Below are 21,162 nucleotides of genomic sequence, written 5' to 3'. Positions count from 1 at the left end.
CTAATTAAATTTTCAATTTATAATAAAAAGGGAGTGGTTTTTAGAAGAATTTTTTATGGGGAGAAAACGAACATGTATAAAATATTAATTGTAGAAGATGATGAGAAAATCGCGGGAATATTAGAAGAGCATTTAGAAAGATATGGCTATCAATCATTTAGAGCAAGTGATTTACGTCAAATAAAAGATGAGTTTGTAAAAGTGAATCCTCATCTCGTGTTACTTGATATTAATTTACCGTACTTTGACGGTTTTTATTGGTGTCGTCAAATTCGTACTGTATCGAATGCGCCAATTATTTTTGTTTCTGCAAGAACAGGAGAAATGGACCAAGTAATGGCGATTGAAAATGGCGGCGATGATTATATTACGAAGCCATTCCATTTAGATATCGTAATGGCAAAGGTGAAGAGTGCGCTTCGCCGTGGTTACGGAGAGTATGCTTCTGCTGCTGAGAGTGATTGTTTAGGTGTAAATGGACTGTTGTTATTCCCGTCTCAGCATATTGTTGAGTGGCAAGGACAACAAACTGAACTGACAAAAAATGAGTTTTACTTATTAGAGTGTTTAATGAAACAGGTGAATCAATATGTAACGCGCGAAGAACTGTTAGAAGCTCTATGGGATGAAGTAGCATTTGTGGATGATAATACATTAACCGTAAATGTAAAACGTGTAAGGAAGAAACTAGAGGAGTTAGGCATTAAAAATGCAATTGTAACGAAACGTGGATATGGTTATGCGCTTCTTACGGAGTGGGGCGAAGGGCATGAAGGTTAAAATTTACCTCATGGACCGCTTTTCTTTAATTCTTTCTTATATTGTTAGCCTTTGTTTATTTGGGCTCGTTTTACAGTTGCAAAGTCTTTTAGAAAAGCGATCCATTGATTGGAGTACATGGTTATATGGACTTTTATTAGGAACAGTTGTGTTTACTGTATACCTCATTTACGATTACCGAAAACGGAGTGTGTTTTTAAAGAGGATCGAAAAGTATGTTACTGGTGGAAATACATTACATGACTCTTTACTTATTGATGAATCTTATACATCAGAGCAAGAAATGGTCGTTGAATCTTTTACGTTATTAAGACAGCAATATATGAATGAAGTTCATAAACAGCATGCGAAAGAGCAACAGCAAATGATATTTATGAACCAATGGATTCACCAAATGAAAACACCAGTATCTGTTATTGAATTATTGCTGCAAAAGTTTGGCAAAGAGCATCGTGAGGCAAGAGCAACAGTTGAAAGTATTCGTGAAGAAAATAATCGTATACTAAATGGTTTAGATTTAGCGTTACATATGGCAAGACTAGAGCAGTTTGCGAAAGATTATAAGGTAGAAGTAGTAAATGTTATAGATGTCGTGCGAGGTATTATTAATGAAAATCGGAAATCCTTCATTCAATCGTCTGTATTTCCGAAAGTGATGTTTGAAGAAGATACTTGTATGGTTGCCTCTGATAGAAAATGGCTAAGTATTGCTATAGGTCAAATTGTTGTAAATGCAATTAAGTATACAAAAATTTCAGCGGCAGAGAAAAAAGAAATTCAATTTCAAATTGAAGAGAAAGACCAAAAGGTGTTATTACATATTAAGGACAATGGAATCGGTATTCCAGAGCAAGATGTAAAGCGTATATTTGATCCATTCTTTACGGGGGTAAATGGCCGTAAAACGAGAGAAGCGACTGGAATGGGTTTATATATTACGAAGGAAATTTGCGATAATTTACATCATGGAATGTATGTTCAATCGGCTGAAGGAGAAGGGACAACATTCACGTTCCAATTTGCAAAAGATGAAGAATATCATACATTGATGAGAAAAATGACAAAACTGTAAGATAACAAAACGTTTTGTAAGGGAAATCACTCGTTTCTTTTTCTTATTTTTCTTATAGTAAATGTAAGAAGAAAACACGTAGGGGGATTAGAAATGAGTGTTCTTGAAGTAAAAGGATTAACGAAGGTGTACCAATCAAAAGGTTCAGTAGCGACGACTGCTTTAAACGATATAAATTTTAAAATAGAAGAAGGCGAATTTGTAGGGATTATGGGTCCTTCAGGAAGCGGGAAAACGACGCTTTTAAATTTATTAGCAACAATTGATAAGCAAACTTCAGGTCATGTGCTTGTAAATGGTGAAGAAATTAATCAAATGCGTGCTGCAAAATTAGCGGAGTTTCGCCGTACACATTTAGGGTTCATCTTTCAAGATTTTAATTTACTTGATACGCTATCGATTAAAGAAAATATTATTTTACCACTTGTAATGGCGAAGAAATCTGTAAATGAAATCGATGCGAAAGTACTGGAAATTGCGAAGTTTTTAAACATCGAAGAAATTTTAAATAAAAAAGTATACGAAGTATCTGGGGGACAACAACAACGTGCAGCAGCAGCGAGAGCAATCATTCATGAACCGACGTTAATTTTAGCAGATGAGCCAACTGGAAACTTAGATTCGAAGTCAGCGAAATCGCTAATGGGCGCTCTGCAAGATTTACATGAGCAAAAGAAAGTAACGATTGCAATGGTTACGCACGATCCAGTAGCGGCTAGTTATTGTGAACGTATCCTTTTCATACGCGATGGGGAAATTTTCTCGGAAATACATAAAGGAAGAACGAAACAAGCCTTTTTCCAAGAAATTCTGGACGTACTTGCGATGCTAGGAGGAGAATATCATGAACTTTCGCCAGCTCGCGCTTAATAACGTAAAAGGAAATTGGCGTAACTATAAAGCGTTTCTTATAAGTAGTTGTTTATCGATTGTCGTATTTTTCATGTATGCTTCTTTTATTTATCATCCAGATGTCGTAAGCGGTAATATTAGTATGAGAAAGATGATCACAAAAGGATTAGAATCGATGAATTATATTGTGGTCATCTTCTCGGCACTCTTTATTTTATATGCAAATTCAACGTTTTTACGAGCAAGAAAAAAAGAGTTTGGTCTACTAACATTAATAGGCGGAACGAAATCGCAGCTCGGCCGAATGATTATATTAGAGCAACTGATGTTAGGTAGTATTGCAATTGTAATTGGTATTGGGGTTGGAATGCTTTGTTCAAAATTATTTTTCCAAGCGTTAAGCGTATTATTGAAAATAGATAAGACACTTCCACTTGTTTGGAATAGTAAAGCAGTTCTTATTACAGCTGGCGTATACTTTATCCTATTTTTAATCCTATCATTGTTTAGCGTTTGGACGGTAGGACGCTTGCAAATTATTGATTTATTAAGAGAAGCTAGAAAGCAAAAAGTAGAGCCGTTTGCATTTACATGGTTATGTGTAGTTGGTATAGGATGTATTATTGCTGCATATGTACTTAGCTTCCAAGTAACGTTTCTGAATTTCCTCATCCTCTTTTTACCGGTGGTAGGACTGACAATTGGCGGAACGTATTTATTATTTACACAAGGTAGTACAGTTGTATTAAAAGCATTACAAAAAAGAAAGCAATCTTTCTATACGTATCCAAATATGTTTGTTCTTAGCAATCTTATTTATAAAATGAAAGATAATGCTCGTTTTCTATTTGTAATTTCTATTATTACGGCGGTAGTATCTTCAGCAGTAGGTACACTGTACGTATATTTTGAAAATATGAGTGCGAAAACGGTAGAACTTACACCACATGCTATTTCATATGAGGAAAAGGGGTTAAATACGCATAATCTTATTAATGAAGAAAAGGTACAGGAGCTTGTGAAGAGACACGGGTTTGAAGATGCGCGAAAAGTAACCTACGTTAAACTACCGGCAACACAGAAAATAACGTTGTTTAATAGTGAACATGAAGTACCGATGACGATTATTTCAGAAAAAGAATATAATGCAGAAGTGCGCAAACAAAAGAGAGAGCAACCTACAGAAGTTCATAATGCACCAGGTAGTGCAACGATGGTTATGGTTGATATGTCAAATGAACTGATGAAGATAGATCGTACGAAACCGTATGAATTTACAATTAACGGGCAAAAGCAGTCTGTTCAATTAAATAATCCAACGCAGTATTCTGTTTTTAATGATAGTGAATATCTTATTGTAAATGATCAAGATTTTGAGAAATATGCAAAACTCGTACCAGATGAAGAAAAGACGAAATATTACGGTTATTATATCGAGGATTGGAAAAATACAGAAAATCTTGTATTAGATTTGAAAAATGAAATTGCACCAGAAAAGCAAGGAGAATTGAGAAATTCAGTGTTTGCGTATAAGGATATAAGAGAAGGTGGAGCAATTACAATGTTCATCGGTTTCTTCGTAGCGGTACTGTTCTTCTTCTTCGCTTGTAGTATGACATACTTTAAATGGTTTAACGATAAAGAACAAGATCGTATTCAATTTAAATCGTTAAAGAGAATCGGTATGACAGATAAAGAAATTCGCAAAATTGCGATTCGACAAATGGGAGTTATCTTCTTTATCCCAATTTTAATCGGTTCCATTCATAGTGGAGTTGCTCTTCATACGTTAGGGAAAATGCTTTATATTGATTTATGGAAATCAGGTGCGCTTGTCATTGGAGCATACATTTTAGCTTCTGCCATTTACTTTATGATCGCGCAAAGAGGATATTTAAAACACGTAAAAAGCTAGGGGAACCTCTAGCTTTTTGCCTATGTAGTAAGTTACAGGAGGACGATAGATGAACATTTGGCAACTAGCGCTGCAAAATATAAAAGGAAATTGGCGTAATTATAAAGTGTTTTTCTTAAGTAGTTGTTTTGCAATATTTGCTTCTTACGCATATATGTCTGTCATTGTGCATCCGTATATGCAAGAGACGATGTGGTATCAAAACGTACGTTGGGGACTTATCATATGTAATGTTATAATCATTTCTTTTTTCGTCATATTTATTTTGTACTCTACTTCTATTTTCATAGAAGCACGTAAGAAAGAATTAGGGTTATATATGTTAATGGGAGCAACGAAGTCTAACGTAATAGGAGTAATTATGACCGAGCAAATATTAATTGGAATTTTTGCTAATATTTTCGGTATAGGGCTGGGCTTGATCTTTTTAAAGCTCTTCTTCATGGTATTTAGTATGTTACTGGGGCTTCCGAAAGAACTCCCTGTGATATTTGACGTAAGGGCGATTGGTGTAACATTTATTACATATATGGTCGTTTTTATTTTGTTATCTTTTATAAGTGCTTTACGTATATGGAATATAAAAATCATTCGGTTATTGAAAGAATTTCGAACAGATAAAAAAGAGAAGAAAACATCAAAGTGGCTTTGTTTATTCGGTTTTGCTTGTTTAGTGGGCGGGTATGCGTTGGCGCTACAAGTGACGATGACTACGATAGCAATATACTTTTTCCCTGTGTCTATACTTGTCTTTTTTGGAACGTACTTTTCTTTTAAACATGGAGCTACCCAAGTGTTAGAAATGATAAAGCGAAATAAAAAGATTATGTATACATATCCGTATTTATTTATAGTGAATCAATTGTCACATCGAATGAAGGAAAATGGTCGCTTTTTCTTTCTGATGTCTATGGCAACGACGTTTGTAGTTACAGCAACAGGTACGGTGTTCTTATATTTTTCTAGCATGCAAGATATGTGGCGAACTGGAGGGGTACACTCGTTTTCGTACATAGAAAAAGGTATTTCTACTCATGAAGTCTTTGAGGAAGGTGCGGTTGAAAAATTACTGCATCAATATGAGTATGATGATTTTCAATATATGAGTTTTGTTGGAGTTTATGCATCCTTTCAGTCTAATAAGGGAGAAACAACAATAGTACCGCTTATAAAAGAAAGTGAATATAACCAAGAAGCAAGGAAACAAAGACAGAAAACGTATCGTCCTAAAAAAGGTACAGTGACACTCGTTTATTATAATAAATACAATAATTCGAATGTATATAATCAAAAAGAGATTCAATTGCAAGTAATGAATCAACCATATCAATTCGTATTTAACGGTCAGAAAGAAGGGGTTCAATTTAACCATCACCCTTCGTACATTAATGGTCTGTTCTTCGTTATGAATGATGAAGATTTTGACAGTATAGCAAATCAGGTTCCTGATTCTGAAAAAATGATATATAGAGGCTACACATTATCAAATATCGAAAAGACGAAGAAATTAAATGAAGATTTACGGAGACATATAAAACAAGATAATAATAATGCATTTCGAAGCAATATGGAGTTGTATGTAAATATGAAAGAAGGCGGCGATATTACTCTATTTGTAGGCTCATTTATTAGTATATTATTCTTTCTCACTTCATGTAGTATCGTGTATTTTAAATGGTTCCATAATATTGCATCGGACCGAAAGCAGTATGGTGCACTCTCTAAACTTGGAATGACGAAGGAAGAAGTATGGAAAATTTCTCGTTGGCAATTATGTATGCTATTTTTTGCGCCAATTATAGTAGGGAGTATGCATAGTGCAGTTGCATTATATACGTTTCATAATACGCTTTTTATGGATGGATCATTCAGAAAAGTAGGTTTGTTCATTCTGTTTTATATCGCAGCATGTATCATTTATTTCTTCTTCGCTCAAAGAGAGTATAAGAAACATTTAGACTAGCGAATGCTAGTCTTTTTTAAATATTCGAAATTTACATAGAAGAATATAAAAAAGTATGGTATAACAGTAAGAAAACGAAAAAGAGGGGAAAAGACGATGATTCGAGTAGGATATTTAGGACCAGAAGCAACATTTACAAATATGGCGGTGAGTCGTTTTTTTCCGGAAGCAGAGCATGTACCGTATCGAACGATTCCAGATTGTATAGATGCAGCTGCAAATGAAAATGTAGACTTCGCAGTTGTACCGTTAGAAAATGCAATAGAAGGTTCAGTGAATATAACGGTTGATTACCTTGTACATGAGCAGCCGCTTTCCATTGTAGGAGAAATTACAGTACCAATTCAGCAGCATTTACTTGTACATCCGCAGTATGCAGAAGTGTGGGAAGAAGTATATGCAGTGCATTCTCATCCGCATGCCATTGCACAGTGCCATAAATTTTTAAATGAAGAATTAAAAGGAGTAACTGTTCGAGATATGACATCTACAAGTGCTGCTGCACAATATGTGAAAGAACATCCTGAAGAGAAAATTGCCGCTATTGCAAATGAAGCGGCTGCAGAAAAATACGGATTAACAATTGTGAGACGTAGTATTCATACGCATAAAAATAATCACACACGTTTCTTAGTACTCCATAAGAAAAAGAAAGCAGTACTCCCGAATAACGGAGAGAACTGCGGAGAGAAAACGACGCTTATGATAACGTTACCTGCAGATTATGCAGGTGCCCTATATCAAGTGTTATCAGCTTTCGCATGGAGAAAATTAAACTTATCAAAAATCGAATCGCGTCCGATGAAAACAGGTCTTGGAAATTACTTTTTCTTAATCGATGTCGATAAAGCATACGATGACGTATTATTGCCAGGCGTAACGATGGAACTTGAAGCACTCGGTTTTTCTGTTACTGTACTGGGGAGTTATTCTTCTTATTGGTTGTAAGATGTAGATGGAATATTTGTATTTGCCTAATCGTCCATATCATTTCATTGCCTAGTATATTTTTTGATAGATTAATAAAATCCCACCTGCAAAAGGTGGGATTCTTTATCCCGCTATTTGCCGGGCAGCCCGATTGGTGAGGGCTGATTAAAGTTTCACTTTATTTTAACTTCGCAAGACGATCTTCTAATTGACCACGCCAAATATCAGCTAGTTCTGGAACAGCAAGAATCTTCTCGATGCCATCTTTATCTTTTCTATTATGAAAATAAATTTCGTTAGAGAATAAAACAGAAACATTGCTTGATGGACGTTCTAGTAATGTAATTTTTGAATCTTTACGTACAGTACCTTCTTGAAGAACGCGGCATAGGTAGCCAGTAAATCCAGTTGCTACAATACGCGGCAGTATGCCAGGGATGCCAAGACGTTTTGAAATTGTGCTACAAGGTACGCGAGCTTGCGTTACTTGAATGATTGCTTCGCCTAGTTGATATGTATCTCCGATGCATACGTCATGCTCTAACATATTTGTTACGGTAATGTTTTCACCAAATGTGGAAGCGGGAAGCGTAGTTTGAAATTCCTCTTCCCATAGTGCGTAATGCTCGTGTGGGTACACACAAACAGCGCGATCAGGTCCGCCGTGATGTTTTAAATCCGCTACGTCATCACCACGAAATCCGTCTTTTGAGAGAAAGGCCTCTTCTGTAGGATCTTTACATATACCTGTTATCATTTCTTTATCTTCGCCATATTTCATTTGTTTCGGTTTGCCAATGCTAAAGTGAACGAGTTCAATTCCCATATTTGATCTCCTTTACGATTGATTACAATATTATAGCATTAAAAAAGCACAGAGAATGATAAAAACTCTGTGCTTTACATTAATAAACGAGAAATCCTGCTTTATCTAACGCCTCACAAGCAGCATCTAATTTTTCTTTAGAATCTGCCTCGATTGTATGTAAGTGAATACCATCTGTTAGTTGTGAAAGATAGGAAGCATTTGTGTTTTCGATTTTTTGTAAATATTGCTCTACATCAAAGCGATTGCTTACCATAATGGAGGCTGTTAAGTCACCGTATACAGGATGCTCAACTTTTACGTCTTTAATCGTAACGCCATGGTCGACAAGCATTGTAAGTTCCTGACGTACTTCTGCTGGTTTATGTTGGCATACGATTACGCGTTCAAAAGTTTGTTGCTTCTCTTGTGGCTTTAAATATAAATAACCTTGAGCGGTCGCAATAATTGGTTCGTTTCGTGCTTTAAGCAAGGAAATATCTTGCACGATAACTTGTCTACTTACGTTCGTCTTTTTCGATAGTTCATTCCCCGATAACGGTTCATTTGCAGCAAGAAGCCACTGGAGGATAAGTTGTCGTCTTTCTTCACCTAAAATCTTTTTTTGTTCATTTTGTTTCATTATGATTTAACACCTCTATAAAATTGATTTCCAATTGTGTGTAGTGCATGAATAGTAGTATCAATTTGATCTTTCGTTGTTTGTTGTCCGAAAGAGAAGCGGACATATTGTTTTGCCTCTTCATACGTTTTTCCAATTGCAAGCATAGTTTTCGAAGGTTCTTGTTTACCGACTTGGCAAGCACTTCCGGTGGAAATGGCGATACCATGGCGATTACATTCTAGCATAGTATATTGACCTTCTATTCCTTTTATTGTAACCCCAACAATATGTGGTAAACAAGAAGTAGAATGACCTTCTACTTCAATTTCTAGCGGAAGTGTTTGTATTTGCTCTAAAAAGTAGGATCGTAACTCTTTAAAACGTAAACTTTCTTCCCATTGAGTTTTTAATATATTTTCAGCAGCTGTTAAAAAAGATGCGATGCCGGGAACGTTCACTGTACCTGGGCGAAATCCTTTTTCGTGAGAAGTTCCTGGAAATACTTGTTCCCAGCGAGTTTGCGGATTTATGTAGCAAGCGCCGACACCTTTTGGTCCGTATATTTTATGTGCTGAAACAGAAAGACTATCAATCCCCATCTCAAAAACATGGATAGGCAGTTTACCAAACGTTTGCACACAATCCGTATGAAATAAAACATTATATTTTTTTAAAAGTGCCCCGATTTCTGTAATGTTTTGAACGGTTCCGATTTCAGAGTTTCCATGCTGTATACTTGCTAGCACAGTATCTTCCGTAATAGCTGCCTCTAAATCTACTAAACAAATGAGTCCATTTTTATCAATAGGAATTTCAGTGATCGTATAGCCTTTTGATTTTAGAGATTGAAAATAACTTCGAATGGATGCATGTTCCATAGGTGTCGTAATAATATGCTTCTTATTTCGGGCATTTAGAAGTGATTGAATCGCAAGATAGTTCGATTCCGATCCACCGCTTGTGAAAAATACTCCTTGTTCTTTGCCTCCAATCATTTCCGCAAATGTTTTTCGGCAAACTTGTAATAAAGAAGAAGCCGTTCCTCCAATATCATGTAAACTTTGTTCATTTCCGAAGTATTGTGAAGCTGCTTTCATATATGTTTGTAACGCTTCCTCGCTCATAGGTGTAGTAGCTGCATAGTCAAGATATATCATCATGTAAGTTCCTCTCTCTAGTAAGAGTTACATTTCTTTTACTTTTTAAATGGTAGTGAAAATAAGAATTATAAAAAAACTCTTGTCATTATTTTAAAACTATGTAAATATAGGTGTCAAGACAGTTGAAAAGTGTAAAGTAGGAGGCAACAATTATGCCAAGCGCAGATGTCTTAATTATTGGAAGTGGCGTTGCGGCACTTCGTGTTGCAAAAGAGATTTGTCACGAAAAGAATGTGATTATTATCACAAAGGAGACGAAACGTAATAATAATACACATTTAGCTCAAGGTGGAATTGCCGCAGCGGTAGCTACATACGACAATCCTAATGATCATTTTGAAGATACGCTAGTAGCAGGGTGTCATTATAACAATGAAGAAGTGGTCCGTTATTTAGTCGAGGAAGGACCGAAAGAAATTAATAACCTTATTGAAAATGGAATGAAATTTGATGGAGATGAAACAGGTCCTCATCTTGGAAAAGAAGGAGCGCATCGAAAACGTCGTATTTTACATGCAGGTGGCGATGCAACAGGAAAGAATTTATTAGAGCATCTTATTCAAGAAGTAGCTCCATACGTTACGGTAGTGGAACAGGAAATGGTGCTCGATTTTATTATAGAAAAAGATAAATGTGTTGGGGCTTTAACTCGCAACAATAAAGGAGAATTGAAACGTTACAATGCAGATTATACGGTGTTAGCTTCAGGCGGTATTGGCGGTTTATACGCCTTTACTTCTAATGATGAGACGATTACAGGCGATGGACTTGCAATGGTGTACCGTGCAGGCGGAGAGCTTGTAGATTTAGAGTTTATACAATTTCATCCGACGATGTTATACGCGGGTGGGCGTTGTTCTGGTCTTGTGTCCGAAGCTGTTCGCGGAGAAGGAGCTGTCCTTGTAAATGGAAAAGGGCAGCGCTTTATGATGGATATACATTCCGAACAGGATTTAGCGCCTCGTGATGTAGTCGCAAGGGCTATTCATGAACAGCTACTTGCGGGTGAAAAAGTGTACTTAAACATCGAAATGATTCAAAACTTTGAACAACGCTTTCCGACCGTGTCATCGATATGTAAAACAAATGGAGTCGATATAAATAAAAAACTTATTCCAGTCGTGCCTGGTACTCATTTTCACATGGGCGGCGTGAAAACGAACTGTGATGGAGAGACGTCTATTCCGAACTTATACGCAGTCGGTGAAGTAGCTTGTAACGGGGTTCATGGTGCAAATAGATTAGCGAGTAATTCATTATTAGAAGGTCTTGTGTTTGGAAAAAGAATCGGACGACACATTTTATCTAGAGAGACAAAAGAAAAGGTGAACATGCTAGCCGAAAAGGAAGCAAAGTTTATCGTTCTGAATCATTTACCGACGAAAGAAGAAATACAAAAATGCATGATGAAATATGTTGGGATTGTGCGAACAGAGCAAAGTTTATCTTATGCGAAGAGATGGCTTAGTAAGTATGGTGTTCGAAATATGATATTACAACATGATGTTCTTACGAATGAAGAGATAACGCTTATTAATATGTTAACGGTTTGTGAGCTTATAGTTGTGTCAGCCTTGCAAAGAGAAGAAAGTATTGGCGGGCATTACCGGAGTGATTATCCAGATAGAAATATAGGAAAGAAAGAGATTGTTCGAGTAAAGAGAAAACGACAACTTGTGTAATGAGGGGAAGAGGGGCTTTATGAACACGATAAAAGTTAAAGAAGCATTAAATCGATTTTTTTTAGAAGATATAGGGGAAAGAGATGTAACATCTCAGCTTATTTTTCCAGATAACTTGCTTTCGAAAGGAACGTTTCTTGCGAAGGATACAGGGGTCTTTGCAGGACGTTTAGTAATTGAATCAGGATTTAAATTAATTGATGAGAGAATTGAAGTAGAGCTTCATAAAAAAGATGGGGACCTTGTAGAAAAAGGCGAAATCATTGCAACTGTGCAAGGTCCAATTGCATCGTTATTAACAGCAGAGCGCGTTATATTAAATGTTATTCAGCGTATGAGCGGAATAGCGACGATGACGCGTAAAGCGGTTCTTGCTTTAGATAGCAGTCATACTCGCATTTGTGATACGCGAAAAACGATGCCAGGACTACGTATGTTTGATAAGCATGCAGTCGTGTGCGGCGGTGGATTTAATCATCGCTTCGGTTTATATGATGGTGTCATGATTAAAGACAATCATATTGCGTTTGCTGGTTCTATTACAAAAGCTGTTACATCAGTGAAAGAGAAGTTAGGACATATGGTGAAAGTAGAAGTAGAAACAGAAACTGAGGAACAGGTGAGAGAGGCTGTTGCTGCTGGTGCTGATATTATTATGTTCGATAATCGTACGCCAGATGAAATCCGGGAGTTTTCAAAAATTGTACCAAGTGCTATCGTTACAGAAGCTTCAGGGGGCATCACAATTGAAGATTTACCGAAATACGGAAAAACAGGGGTAGATTATATTTCACTTGGAGCGTTAACACATTCAGTGAAAGCACTTGATATTAGTTTCAATATTGAAGGATAAGGAAAGTGGCTTAGAGGGGAGAAACGTATATGAGTATTTTAGAACAAGTACAGCCAATTGAAACGATGTTACCAGAGCGTTATTACACGATGTCAACGGAAGATATGGAAAAGCGTGTTCGTGAAATTAAAGAGAAAATGGGGAAAATGTTATTCATTCCAGGGCATCATTATCAAAAAGATGAAGTGGTACAATTTTCAGATGCAGCAGGGGATTCACTTCAGCTTGCACAAGTTGCAGCGAGCAATAAAGACGCAAAATATATTGTGTTTTGCGGGGTGCACTTTATGGCGGAAACAGCAGATATGTTAACGACAGATGATCAAGTTGTCATCTTACCAGATATGCGTGCAGGTTGTTCGATGGCGGATATGGCAGATATTGAACAAACAGAAAGAGCATGGAAAGAGCTCACGAAATTATTTGGAGATACGATGATTCCGTTAACATATGTGAACTCTACAGCTGCAATTAAAGCGTTTTGTGGTCGTAACGGAGGAGCAACAGTAACATCTTCTAATGCAAAGCAAATGGTATCTTGGGCGTTTACTCAAAAAGAACGTCTCGTCTTTTTACCAGACCAACATTTAGGGAGAAATACAGCGTACGATTTAGGTATCCCGTTAGATAAAATGGCAGTATGGGACCCACACACAGATTCATTAGAGTACGATGGGGATATAGAAGAAATTCAAGTAATTTTATGGAAAGGGCATTGTTCTGTTCATCAAAATTTTACAGTGAAGAACATTGAGAGCGTACGAAAAAATCATTCTGATATGAATATTATTGTACATCCAGAATGTTGCTATGAAGTTGTAGCTGCTTCAGATTATGCAGGCTCAACGAAATATATTATTGATATGATTGAATCAGCGCCATCTGGTAGCAAATGGGCGATTGGTACAGAAATGAATTTAGTGAACCGAATTATTCAGCAACATCCAGATAAAGAAATTGTTTCACTTAATCCATTTATGTGTCCGTGCTTAACGATGAACCGAATTGATCTGCCTCACTTATTATGGACACTTGAAACGATAGAAAGAGGAGAAGAAATTAACGTTATTAGCGTAGACAAACAAGTAACGGCAGAAGCGGTTCTTGCATTAAATCGTATGTTAGAGCGTGTGTAAAGCAACGGTATTCCTGTTGCTTTTTTTCATACATATAATCATAACGAGAACGAAATGGGCATACATTGTTTTGAAGAAATCATTGTGGTTCTTTATGCTTATTCCGCTTCGAATGATATTGAAAATCGAAGAAGTGATAAAAGTGAAAAGAAGTTAATGTTATTTAGAAAGAGTTACTTCATGAGATTTGTTACTTATAGATAAGTTATACAGGAGGGGGAAAATTTGAAAATTCATATCGTGCAAAAAGGGGATACCCTTTGGAAAATTGCGAAAAAGTACGGAGTGGATTTTGACACGTTGAAAAAAACAAATACACAACTTAGTAATCCAGATTTAATTATGCCAGGTATGAAAATTAAAGTGCCATCCAAGAGTGTTCACATGAAACAACAGGCTGGAGCAGGTTCAGCGCCTCCAAAGCAATACGTAAAAGAAGTGCAGCAAAAAGAATTTGCAGCAACACCAACTCCGCTTGGAATAGAAGATGAAGAAGAAGTTACGTATCAATCAGCACCAATTACACAGCAGCCAGCTATGCAACAAACACAAAAAGAAGTGCAAGTAAAACCGCAAAAGGAGATGCAGGTAAAGCCGCAAAAAGAAGTACAGGTGAAACCACAGAAGGAGATGCAGGTAAAGCCACAAAAAGAAGTACAGGTGAAACCGCAAAAAGAGGTGCAAAAAGAACAGCCAATTCAAAAAGAAAAACCAGTTGAAAAACCGTCTGTTATTCAAAAACCACCTGTGATAGAAAAACAAAAACCGGCGGAAAAAGAAAACACGAAGTTTTCGGTAAATGTATTACCGCAGCCGCCACAACCACCAATAAAACCGAAAAAAGAATATAAAATTTCAGATGTAATAAAAAAAGGAAGCGAGTTAATTGCTCCTCAAATTAGTAAAATGAAACCTAACAATATCATTTCTCCGCAAACGAAAAAAAACAATATAGTATCGCCGCAAGTGAAGAAAGAAAATGTAGGAAATATAGTATCGCCGCAAGTGAAGAAAGAAAATGTAGGAAATATAGTATCGCCACAAGTGAAGAAAGAAAATGTAGGAAATATAGTATCGCCGCAAGTGAAGAAAGAAAATGTAGGAAATATAGTATCGCCACAAGTGAAGAAAGAAAATGTAGGAAATATAGTATCGCCGCAAGTGAAAAAAGAAAATGTAGGGAATATAGTGTCACCGCAAGTGAAAAAAGAAAATGTAGGGAATATAGTGTCACCGCAAGTGAAAAAAGAAAACGTAGGGAATATAGTATCGCCAAATGTATCGAAAGAAAATGTAGTTATTCCACAAGTCATACCGCCAAATATTCAAATGCCAAATATTCAAATACCAATCATGGATAACAACCAACCACCGAATATAATGCCAATCATAGATAACAACCAGCCACCGAATATAATGCCAATCATGGATAACAGCCAGCCACCGAATATAATGCCAATTATGGATAACAACCAGCCACCGAATATAATGCCAATTATGGATAACAACCAGCCGCCGAATATAATGCCGATTATGGATAACAATCAAATGCCGAATATGATGCCGATCATGGATAACAATCAAATGCCGAATATGATGCCGATTATGGATAACAATCAAATGCCGAATATGATGCCGATTATGGATAACAATCAAATGCCGAATATGATGCCGATTATGGATAACAATCAAATGCCGAATATAATGCCGATTATGGATAACAATCAAATGCCGAATATGATGCCGATTATGGATAACAATCAACCACCCAATATGATGCCCTATCAAATGCCGTATCAACAGCCCATGATGCCGCCGAATCCGTATTATCAACAACCAAATCCATATCAAATGCCATATCAGCAAGGAGCGCCGTTCGGACCGCAATATACGTCTATGCCAAACCAGAATATGATGCCAATGGATAATAATATGCCGCCGCTTGTGCAGGGTGAGGAAGATTGTGGATGCGGAGGAGAAAGTAGACTATATAGTCCACAACCAGGCGGTCCGCAATATGCGAATCCTTTATATTACCAACCAACTCAGTCTGCATATGCACCACAGCCAGGAACGATGTATTATCAACCAGATCCACCGAATGTATTTGGAGAGCCCGTTTCAGAAGAAGAGGACGAAGAAGAAGTTTAAAAAGGCGGGAGTATTCCCGCCTTTTTTACATTCCTGTTAATTAAGAAAATGAAGTTTTTTTATGAAGTGCTAGAAAATTCCCAGTGAAATATTAACAGTGTAAAAACCTTCTCGGTTACTCATCATAAGAGGGAGCTTTTCAGTAGAGAAGCTCATTCTAACAGAGGGGGTTTTTGTATTGAATACGAAAGTAAAAGTGATTGCTGCTTCTTTGTTAGTTACCAGTGCATTAGCTGCATGTGGTACACCGAAAGATAACAATGCAATGGATGGACGTAACTACAATTACGAGCGTACATCTTATAATGATACACACCAGTATCGTGATAATGTGACACGTAATGATCGTTATACAGATTATGTAACATATAGAAATGGTCGTAACGATACAGGATACAATTATTATCGAGATGTAAATTACAATGGACAAATTGCTAATCCGCATCCAACTCGTAATATTACAATGAACAATTCATACATTAACAATGATGGTAAAACAGCTGAAAGAATAACAAATCGTGTGAAACGTATGAATAACGTAGACCGTGTGTCTACAGTTGTATATGGAAACGATGTAGCGATTGCGGTAAAACCACGTAACACAGTGACAAATGAAACGGCGATGGCTAACGAAATTCGTCAAGCTGTTGCAAATGAAGTTGGAAACAGAAACGTATATGTTTCTGTAAGAAATGATATGTTTACTCGTGTCGATGCAATGAGTACGCGTCTACGTAACGGTACAGTTACAAACGATTTTAATCGTGACATAGTGAATATGTTCCGAGACATTCGTTACGGTTTAACTGGTACAGTGCGATAACAAAACAAAAGAGGAAGGGATAGCCCTTCCTCTTTATTCATCGTTGTCTTGTAAGCGACGTTTTTTAATAAAATAACTAACGGAATAAGAAACTAAAAAGCATATGAAAAGAATACTACCTGTTGAAATAGCTTCAAATAGAGGTCTTTCTGGAATGAAAATAATATAAATAATAGCCGTAACGATTCCTACAATAAGGGAGTGGAAGACAAGTTTGTAATAAGGAGTTAACTGTATTTCCTTTTCGCCTTCTTCTACATCGATTGAAACACTTAACTGTAAATAAGCAAGTAAAATACTTGTAAACATAAATAATAGCCACAATGGAGATTTCGTAATTTGATCAATGCCTTCAATGAATCCGATATAGCCTAAAATTCCAACTACGCCAATGTATTGAAAAAGAAAGACAATACGTATGTTTTTTAACATTTGAAGAATGAGGCGTTCATCCTTTATTTTTTTCATAATATTCATCCCCTGCTTATTATGATTTCGCTGTCACATTAATTGTAACATATATATTGCAATTATCAATTTATAATTTACATAAAATAATTTGGATGAAAGAGGAAATAAAATATTTTTATAAACATGTTGCACTTATACTTTATTAATGTTATATTAGCAAAGCGATGAGCTAATTTACGTAAGACGAGAGATATGCTTAAGTGCTAAACACGCGAATGTGGTCGCCTGGTCTCTCGCCGTAAACGCATCAAGACGCCTGCTTTGCAGGCGTCTTTCATTTTATATAAAAGTAAATGATACATGCAGATGAGGTAAACCCTTATCTGCATTTTTTATTTTTCGAAAGAAATGTAATATGGATAAAACCCCCATTTCCGGAAAAACTACTAATGAAAGTATGATCTTGCCTAAAAGAGGTGAACGGAAATGAAATGGATACTGATTGCGATGCAAGCTTTCGTTATGATGTTTTGTTTCGTTTATGGAACGAATGTGAAGGCGGAAGGGCCAGTACCAGAAGTAACGAAAAAAGAACCTGAGGTTACAATTTTATTAGAGCGTATGTATGTTGATGGCGAAGTAAGCGAAGAAATACTTACAGAAAAAGTGACGGATTTAGAAAAGTTTTTACAGCAGTATAAAGAATGGCAGCTCGTTGATCGTGATGATGTACAAATTGTATTGCAAAAGAAAGTTGATGATATTTCTCCGTTATTGAAAACGAGCGGGTATTTTGGTGTTTCAGAGGAAGGGATATTACAAATTTTCAAAGGTGTACCGAAAAGTGATAATGCGATCCATTCTTTCTTTCAAATTGATATGAAAAAGCTTGAGAGCTATGAACGTGCGAAATTGAAACGTGGCATTCGTATTAAATCAAAAGAAGGTTTTGTGAAGACGATTGAAAAAATGAAGCAATACGCAGTTCAAAGTAAGAAAAAAAGCAGCTCATGGTGAGCTGCTTTTTTTTCTTATTTGTTTTTAGCTAAAATTTCTTTTGCGATTTCATCAATTAGCATATCTTTTCCGATTGGATTGAATGCTTTCGTATTGAAGACTTCATTTGATACTTCATATACGTGATTATTTTTAACTGCTTTATTGTCTTTCCAAACGGCACTGTTTTTGTAGTCTTCGTAAACTTTATCAGCTTCGCCGCCGAAGTTTACAATAAACATTTGGTCAGGCTGGAATGCAACTAGACCTTCTAGTGATACTTGCGCCATCGTTTGTTTTAAATCCGTACCTTTTGTTGCTGGAAGTTTTAAGTCATTAAAGATGATGTCACCGTATCCGAAGCTACCGTATACACGGAAGTTTTGTGGTGTAACTGCAACGAACATAAAGTTCTCATCTTTTGTTTTCTCTTTAATTTTTTTAGATAAAGAGTCTGCTTTCTTATCGTAGTCTGCAATCCATTTGTCTGCTTTCTTCTCTTCGTCAAATAGCTTACCTACTTCTTTAAACTTACCACGCCAGTCTTCTAAGTTTGTTTCTAGAACAACTGTAGGTGCAACCTTTTCTAGTTGATCATAAATTTTTAATTGACGGTTGTTTAAAATAATTAAGTCTGGTTTTAAAGCAGTAACAGCTTCTAAATCAACTTTAGGTGCCCAGTACCAACCTACTGCTTTTACTCCATCTAACTTGTCTGTTAAGTGATTTTGGATTTTATCTTTATATGTATTTGCTGTACCAACAGGTTTGTGTCCAAGAAGTAATAGTTCTTCTGTTGATCCAGATAAGTCAACAATTCTCTTTGGATTTACTGGAATTGTAGCTTCACCTTTAGCATGTTTTACAACTTTTGTTTTCGGTTGTTCTTTTGCCTTCGATTCTTCTTTTTGAGAAGAACAGCCAACGATAGAAAGAACAACGAGCATAATAGTAAATAAAATAAATAGCTTACGTTTCATCCTGATGTAACCCCTTTAATTAGTATTGATAATCATTATCGACTCCTGTATATTAAGGTGCTTTAACCTTTCTGTCAATGGAAAATAACAGAAGTTTCAAGTGGAGAACATTTGTTGGGGCAGTCTCGCTTTTCTATCATTAAATATGTTAAAATGGAATACATGATTTAAGAGGGAGAGATCGTATTTTGTTTGAATATGTTACAGGTTACGTGGAGTATGTAGGGCCGGAATATGTCGTAATTGATCATAATGGAATTGGTTATCAAATTTTCACACCAAATCCGTATGTATTTCAAAGAAGTAAGCAAGAAATCCGTGTCTATACATATCATTATGTGAGAGAAGATATTATGGCACTTTACGGGTTTAAAACACGTGAAGAGCGTTTATTATTTACAAAGTTGTTAGGCGTGTCTGGCATTGGGCCAAAAGGAGCTCTTGCAATTTTAGCTTCTGGTCAAACAGGACAGGTCGTTCAAGCGATTGAGCATGAAGATGAGAAGTTTTTAGTGAAATTCCCAGGCGTCGGAAAGAAAACAGCACGCCAAATGATTTTAGATTTAAAAGGAAAACTAGCAGATGTCGTACCAGATGCATTTGTTGATTTATTCTCAGACACAGAACGTTTTGATGAGAAGAAAGGTTCATCAGCTGAGCTTGATGAGGCACTGGAAGCTCTCCGCGCACTTGGATACGCAGAACGCGAAGTTTCTCGTGTTGTACCAGAGTTATTAAAAGAATCATTAACGACGGATCAGTATATTAAAAAGGCACTTAGTCTTTTACTAAATGGTAAGAGGTGAGTATAATGGACGAACGTCTCCTTTCAGGGGAATCTGCATATGAAGATGCGGATTTAGAATATTCATTACGGCCACAGACGCTCCGTCAGTATATTGGCCAAGATAAAGCAAAACATAATTTAGAAGTATTTATTGAAGCGGCGAAAATGCGTGAAGAAACGTTAGATCACGTGCTTTTATATGGACCACCAGGTCTTGGTAAAACGACGCTTGCGAATATTATTGCCAATGAGATGGGCGTTAATGTTAGAACAACTTCAGGTCCCGCAATTGAAAGACCAGGAGATTTAGCTGCTGTATTAACAGCGCTTCAGCCAGGGGATGTATTATTTATTGATGAAATTCATCGTTTGCATAGATCAATTGAAGAAGTATTGTATCCTGCGATGGAAGACTTTTGCCTTGATATTGTAATTGGAAAAGGGCCTTCAGCACGTTCTGTACGCCTAGATTTACCGCCATTTACATTAGTTGGAGCAACAACACGTGCTGGAGCATTATCGGCACCGCTTCGTGACCGCTTCGGTGTACTTTCAAGGTTAGAGTACTACACAGTAGATCAGCTTTCTGCGATTGTTGAACGTACAGCAGAAGTATTTGAAGTTGAAATCGATTCGTTAGCTGCATTAGAAATTGCAAGACGTGCTCGTGGTACACCTCGTATTGCGAATCGTCTTTTAAGACGTGTACGTGATTTCGCGCAAGTTCGCGGTAACGGAACGGTTACGATGGAAATTACACAAATGGCATTAGAGCTACTGCAAGTAGATAAATTAGGTCTAGATCATATTGATCATAAATTACTGCTTGGTATTATTGAGAAATTCCGTGGCGGTCCAGTTGGATTAGAAACGGTTTCAGCAACAATTGGAGAAGAATCTCATACGATTGAAGATGTGTATGAGCCGTATTTATTACAAATTGGCTTTTTACAACGAACGCCAAGGGGCCGAATTGTAACGCCGCTTGCGTATGAACATTTCGGAATGGAGATACCAAAAGTATGACGGAGATGCCAAAGCTGCTTATTACAGCCGGGATCTTACTCATCGTTGTTGGATTAGCTTGGAAGTTCATTGGAAGGCTTCCAGGCGATATTTTTGTGAAAAAAGGAAACGTTACCTTTTATTTTCCTATCATTACATGTATTGTGTTAAGTATTGTATTATCTTTTATTATGTATATAATAAATCGATTTAAATAAGAAATAGGTGGATATAGC

General features: G+C 36.6%; 19 protein-coding genes and 1 pseudogene. 15 read left to right on the top strand and 5 right to left on the bottom strand.

Features of this window, described 5'->3' with window-relative positions; translation table 11 throughout:
• Positions 1-72: 72 nt before the first annotated feature.
• The 6 genes from GD442_RS21765 to pheA all read left to right on the top strand — a co-directional run bounded on the left by GD442_RS21765 (position 73) and on the right by pheA (position 7,530).
• Positions 73-780 carry a response regulator transcription factor gene (locus GD442_RS21765; protein WP_000276723.1) on the top strand — a complete coding sequence of 236 codons (708 nt, stop codon included), beginning with the start codon at positions 73-75 and terminating at the stop codon, positions 778-780.
• Positions 770-1,852, top strand: a complete 1,083-nt coding sequence (locus GD442_RS21760; RefSeq protein ID WP_000865181.1) for a HAMP domain-containing histidine kinase — start codon at positions 770-772, stop codon at positions 1,850-1,852. Before GD442_RS21765 ends, GD442_RS21760 begins: the two co-directional genes overlap by 11 nt.
• A 93-nt stretch (positions 1,853-1,945) precedes the next feature.
• Positions 1,946-2,722: an ABC transporter ATP-binding protein gene (locus GD442_RS21755; RefSeq protein ID WP_000114529.1), complete on the top strand. Its 777-nt coding sequence runs from the start codon at positions 1,946-1,948 to the stop codon at positions 2,720-2,722.
• Positions 2,697-4,619, top strand: a complete 1,923-nt coding sequence (locus GD442_RS21750) for an ABC transporter permease (protein WP_001011410.1) — start codon at positions 2,697-2,699, stop codon at positions 4,617-4,619. The genes GD442_RS21755 and GD442_RS21750 overlap by 26 nt, the downstream gene beginning before the upstream one ends.
• A 49-nt stretch (positions 4,620-4,668) precedes the next feature.
• Complete coding sequence (locus GD442_RS21745) at positions 4,669-6,582, top strand: ABC transporter permease (RefSeq protein ID WP_071740491.1); 1,914 nt, start codon at positions 4,669-4,671, stop codon at positions 6,580-6,582.
• A gap of 96 nt (positions 6,583-6,678) precedes the next feature.
• The gene (gene pheA, locus GD442_RS21740; protein ID WP_000621704.1) at positions 6,679-7,530 is read left to right on the top strand and encodes a prephenate dehydratase; all 852 of its coding nucleotides are present in this window, start codon (positions 6,679-6,681) and stop codon (positions 7,528-7,530) included.
• Between the two features lie 160 nt (positions 7,531-7,690).
• On the opposite strand, the gene GD442_RS21735 is transcribed toward pheA, so the two are convergent.
• From GD442_RS21735 to GD442_RS21725, 3 genes are all read right to left on the bottom strand, one after another.
• The gene (locus GD442_RS21735) at positions 7,691-8,338 is read right to left on the bottom strand and encodes an MOSC domain-containing protein (protein WP_000510666.1); all 648 of its coding nucleotides are present in this window, start codon (positions 8,336-8,338) and stop codon (positions 7,691-7,693) included.
• Positions 8,339-8,417: 79 nt separating this feature from the next.
• On the bottom strand, positions 8,418-8,960 hold the full coding sequence (locus tag GD442_RS21730; RefSeq protein WP_000812275.1) for a transcription repressor NadR: 543 nt from the start codon (positions 8,958-8,960) through the stop codon (positions 8,418-8,420).
• Positions 8,960-10,102 carry an IscS subfamily cysteine desulfurase gene (locus GD442_RS21725; RefSeq protein WP_000973775.1) on the bottom strand — a complete coding sequence of 381 codons (1,143 nt, stop codon included), beginning with the start codon at positions 10,100-10,102 and terminating at the stop codon, positions 8,960-8,962. The genes GD442_RS21730 and GD442_RS21725 overlap by 1 nt, the downstream gene beginning before the upstream one ends.
• A gap of 152 nt (positions 10,103-10,254) precedes the next feature.
• On the opposite strand from GD442_RS21725, the gene nadB reads away from it, so the two are divergent.
• The 5 genes and pseudogenes from nadB to GD442_RS21700 all read left to right on the top strand — a co-directional run bounded on the left by nadB (position 10,255) and on the right by GD442_RS21700 (position 16,747).
• A complete protein-coding gene (nadB, locus tag GD442_RS21720; protein ID WP_001138533.1) occupies positions 10,255-11,784 on the top strand; it encodes an L-aspartate oxidase in 1,530 nt (509 codons plus the stop codon).
• Between the two features lie 19 nt (positions 11,785-11,803).
• The gene (gene nadC / locus GD442_RS21715; RefSeq protein WP_001092227.1) at positions 11,804-12,637 is read left to right on the top strand and encodes a carboxylating nicotinate-nucleotide diphosphorylase; all 834 of its coding nucleotides are present in this window, start codon (positions 11,804-11,806) and stop codon (positions 12,635-12,637) included.
• Between the two features lie 29 nt (positions 12,638-12,666).
• Positions 12,667-13,773, top strand: a complete 1,107-nt coding sequence (nadA, locus tag GD442_RS21710; protein WP_000025339.1) for a quinolinate synthase NadA — start codon at positions 12,667-12,669, stop codon at positions 13,771-13,773.
• Between the two features lie 225 nt (positions 13,774-13,998).
• Positions 13,999-14,155 (top strand): annotated as a pseudogene (gene safA / locus GD442_RS28530) (SafA/ExsA family spore coat assembly protein); the annotation flags it as partial.
• A 1,947-nt stretch (positions 14,156-16,102) separates the two neighbouring features.
• Positions 16,103-16,747 carry a YhcN/YlaJ family sporulation lipoprotein gene (locus tag GD442_RS21700; protein ID WP_001093536.1) on the top strand — a complete coding sequence of 215 codons (645 nt, stop codon included), beginning with the start codon at positions 16,103-16,105 and terminating at the stop codon, positions 16,745-16,747.
• Between the two features lie 33 nt (positions 16,748-16,780).
• Here the strand turns inward: GD442_RS21700 and GD442_RS21695 are convergent, their stop codons facing one another.
• Positions 16,781-17,215 carry a hypothetical protein gene (locus GD442_RS21695; RefSeq protein WP_000721221.1) on the bottom strand — a complete coding sequence of 145 codons (435 nt, stop codon included), beginning with the start codon at positions 17,213-17,215 and terminating at the stop codon, positions 16,781-16,783.
• A 429-nt stretch (positions 17,216-17,644) separates the two neighbouring features.
• Between GD442_RS21695 and GD442_RS21690 the strand changes: the two genes are divergently transcribed.
• Positions 17,645-18,175, top strand: coding sequence for a BofC C-terminal domain-containing protein (locus GD442_RS21690; RefSeq protein ID WP_000871192.1), 531 nt, complete (start codon positions 17,645-17,647; stop codon positions 18,173-18,175).
• A 14-nt stretch (positions 18,176-18,189) separates the two neighbouring features.
• On the opposite strand, the gene GD442_RS21685 is transcribed toward GD442_RS21690, so the two are convergent.
• Positions 18,190-19,134: an iron-hydroxamate ABC transporter substrate-binding protein gene (locus tag GD442_RS21685; RefSeq protein ID WP_000823606.1), complete on the bottom strand. Its 945-nt coding sequence runs from the start codon at positions 19,132-19,134 to the stop codon at positions 18,190-18,192.
• 188 nt (positions 19,135-19,322) lie between these two features.
• Here GD442_RS21685 and ruvA point away from each other — a divergent pair, with 188 nt between their 5' ends.
• Genes ruvA through GD442_RS21670 form a run of 3 tightly spaced genes read left to right on the top strand, consistent with a single transcriptional unit; the run spans position 19,323 to position 21,144 of the window.
• Complete coding sequence (gene ruvA / locus GD442_RS21680) at positions 19,323-19,940, top strand: Holliday junction DNA helicase RuvA (RefSeq protein ID WP_000464511.1); 618 nt, start codon at positions 19,323-19,325, stop codon at positions 19,938-19,940.
• A gap of 5 nt (positions 19,941-19,945) precedes the next feature.
• Entirely contained in the window at positions 19,946-20,947 is a 1,002-nt protein-coding gene (gene ruvB / locus GD442_RS21675) for a Holliday junction branch migration DNA helicase RuvB (RefSeq protein WP_000344449.1), read from the top strand.
• Entirely contained in the window at positions 20,944-21,144 is a 201-nt protein-coding gene (locus GD442_RS21670) for a DUF2905 domain-containing protein (RefSeq protein ID WP_000138162.1), read from the top strand. The genes ruvB and GD442_RS21670 overlap by 4 nt, the downstream gene beginning before the upstream one ends.
• Positions 21,145-21,162 lie beyond the last annotated feature (18 nt).

Source organism: Bacillus sp. A260 (assembly GCF_009861435.1).
Classification (GTDB): domain Bacteria; phylum Bacillota; class Bacilli; order Bacillales; family Bacillaceae_G; genus Bacillus_A; species Bacillus_A cereus.
Note: the sequence above shows the minus strand (reverse complement) of the source record. Positions and strands in the feature narration are given on the sequence as shown.

Excerpts from the sequence above, each read along its gene's own strand:
- GD442_RS21765 (WP_000276723.1), top strand. The coding sequence starts at position 73 with ATGTATAAAATATTAATTGTAGAAGATGATGAGAAAATCGCGGGAATA.
- GD442_RS21760 (WP_000865181.1), top strand. The coding sequence starts at position 770 with ATGAAGGTTAAAATTTACCTCATGGACCGCTTTTCTTTAATTCTTTCT.
- GD442_RS21755 (WP_000114529.1), top strand. The coding sequence starts at position 1,946 with ATGAGTGTTCTTGAAGTAAAAGGATTAACGAAGGTGTACCAATCAAAA.
- GD442_RS21750 (WP_001011410.1), top strand. The coding sequence starts at position 2,697 with ATGAACTTTCGCCAGCTCGCGCTTAATAACGTAAAAGGAAATTGGCGT.
- GD442_RS21745 (WP_071740491.1), top strand. The coding sequence starts at position 4,669 with ATGAACATTTGGCAACTAGCGCTGCAAAATATAAAAGGAAATTGGCGT.
- pheA (WP_000621704.1), top strand. The coding sequence starts at position 6,679 with ATGATTCGAGTAGGATATTTAGGACCAGAAGCAACATTTACAAATATG.
- GD442_RS21735 (WP_000510666.1), bottom strand. The coding sequence starts at position 8,338 with ATGGGAATTGAACTCGTTCACTTTAGCATTGGCAAACCGAAACAAATG.
- GD442_RS21730 (WP_000812275.1), bottom strand. The coding sequence starts at position 8,960 with ATGAAACAAAATGAACAAAAAAAGATTTTAGGTGAAGAAAGACGACAA.
- GD442_RS21725 (WP_000973775.1), bottom strand. The coding sequence starts at position 10,102 with ATGATGATATATCTTGACTATGCAGCTACTACACCTATGAGCGAGGAA.
- nadB (WP_001138533.1), top strand. The coding sequence starts at position 10,255 with ATGCCAAGCGCAGATGTCTTAATTATTGGAAGTGGCGTTGCGGCACTT.
- nadC (WP_001092227.1), top strand. The coding sequence starts at position 11,804 with ATGAACACGATAAAAGTTAAAGAAGCATTAAATCGATTTTTTTTAGAA.
- nadA (WP_000025339.1), top strand. The coding sequence starts at position 12,667 with ATGAGTATTTTAGAACAAGTACAGCCAATTGAAACGATGTTACCAGAG.
- GD442_RS21695 (WP_000721221.1), bottom strand. The coding sequence starts at position 17,215 with ATGAAAAAAATAAAGGATGAACGCCTCATTCTTCAAATGTTAAAAAAC.
- GD442_RS21690 (WP_000871192.1), top strand. The coding sequence starts at position 17,645 with ATGAAATGGATACTGATTGCGATGCAAGCTTTCGTTATGATGTTTTGT.
- GD442_RS21685 (WP_000823606.1), bottom strand. The coding sequence starts at position 19,134 with ATGAAACGTAAGCTATTTATTTTATTTACTATTATGCTCGTTGTTCTT.
- ruvB (WP_000344449.1), top strand. The coding sequence starts at position 19,946 with ATGGACGAACGTCTCCTTTCAGGGGAATCTGCATATGAAGATGCGGAT.
- GD442_RS21670 (WP_000138162.1), top strand. The coding sequence starts at position 20,944 with ATGACGGAGATGCCAAAGCTGCTTATTACAGCCGGGATCTTACTCATC.